At 34.7% G+C, this 1,448-nt stretch carries 2 protein-coding genes; one reads left to right on the forward strand and one right to left on the reverse strand.

The window, feature by feature from the left end; genetic code table 11:
- On the reverse strand, window positions 1–929 hold a 929-nt coding region (locus FTU58_RS13930; protein WP_180038361.1), incomplete at its 3' end, for an RNA-guided endonuclease TnpB family protein.
- Between the two features lie 59 nt (window positions 930–988).
- On the opposite strand from FTU58_RS13930, the gene tnpA reads away from it, so the two are divergent.
- Entirely contained in the window at window positions 989–1,387 is a 399-nt protein-coding gene (gene tnpA / locus FTU58_RS13935; RefSeq protein WP_004970281.1) for an IS200/IS605 family transposase, read from the forward strand.
- Window positions 1,388–1,448: the final 61 nt, after the last annotated feature.

Below are 1,448 nucleotides of genomic sequence, written 5' to 3' on the forward strand. Positions count from 1 at the left end.
GACTTCGACATATTTGCTACTTTTAAATCCTCAACAGCAATCATTGCGTGGTTTTTGCTGAGCGTTGTAGTGATTTTTTGCAAGTAGTCATGACGAATATTGGCAATGTGATGATGTAGTTTATTGATTTTAAAATTCAGTTTTTTCCAATTTTGACTAAATTTAACTTTCTTTCTCTGCTTCCGTTGAAGTCTAGCTAATTTAATCTGATTGGTTTTAAAGCTATTGATCGGGTCAAAGACCTGACCATTTGAGGTAGTGATTAATTTCTTAACACCAAGATCAACACCAATCGCTGATTTTGATGGGTGGATCGGCATTTCAGTAAGTTCTGTTTCAGTACAGAATGAAACGTACCAACGTCCTGACACCTTACTGATCGTCACATTTTTTATTGTGCCTAGAATCTCTTGCGACTTCCTGAATTTAATAACACCTACGCCATTAGGGAGTTTGAGTTTATTTCCTTTAACCCAACAGTATTTATCGAATTGTACAAGGCGAATGGAATCATAACCGTCTGATTTTTTCTTAAATCTAGGCATAAGTGGGCGCAACTGAACCTCAGTACCATCAGCCAATTTAAAAAATTTAGGTTTCTTAGGTTTGCGCTTTTTTTCTTTTAGTCGAGCATGTTCTTTAGGGTTGAAAAACTTCCCCCATGCTGATGCAAGATCACGAACTTTTTGTTGAAGTGACACAGCATTTGAATTTCCATCTAAAAAGCTAAACTGAGGATTCTTTTTCAGTGCTGTTATCTTTTTTACTAGATTCACCGCATTAATGTGTTTATTTTGAGCAAACATTTCAAATGAAATTGCTAATATTTGATTCCAAACAAAGCGTGCAGAGCCAACGAGATTATTTAAAATAACCTCTTGCTCGACATTAGGCTCAAGCCTAAATTTATACGCTTTATTGATTTTCATTAATGAGTGTGTATCTGTTAATATGGTGCTGATTCTAACATTTTAGGTATATTTTTTCAATGAGTGAGATATATAAAAACCGACATTCAGCCTTTAATCTTCATGTTCATTTAGTTTTTATAACGAAATATCGAAAAAAAATACTAGGTGAGTTGCATCATAAATATTTCAATGAGTGTGCAACTGAAATATGTAAAGATTTTGATGCTGAATTAAAGGAATGTAATGGTGAATCCGACCATGTTCACATGCTTATTCAGTATCCACCAACGGTACAGTTAAGCAAATTGGTTAATAATTTAAAGTCTGTAACAAGTAGAAGAATGCGAAATGAGTTTTTAGACTTGAGAGGGAATTATACAAAACCTGTTTTATGGTCAAGATCATATTTTGCAGGGTCTTGTGGTGGTGCGCCTTTGGAAATAATCAAACAATATATTCAGAATCAACAAGGTTGAAATTTGTGAAATTCACCTCCACCCTGACTGACGGGTGGAGTCCTCTTTCACTTGGAGATAG

It is taken from the genome of Acinetobacter sp. YH12120, assembly GCF_013418795.1.
GTDB lineage: Bacteria > Pseudomonadota > Gammaproteobacteria > Pseudomonadales > Moraxellaceae > Acinetobacter > Acinetobacter towneri.

Bases quoted from the DNA above. Each gene is read 5' to 3' on its own strand.
- tnpA (WP_004970281.1), top strand. From the start codon at position 989: ATGAGTGAGATATATAAAAACCGACATTCAGCCTTTAATCTTCATGTT.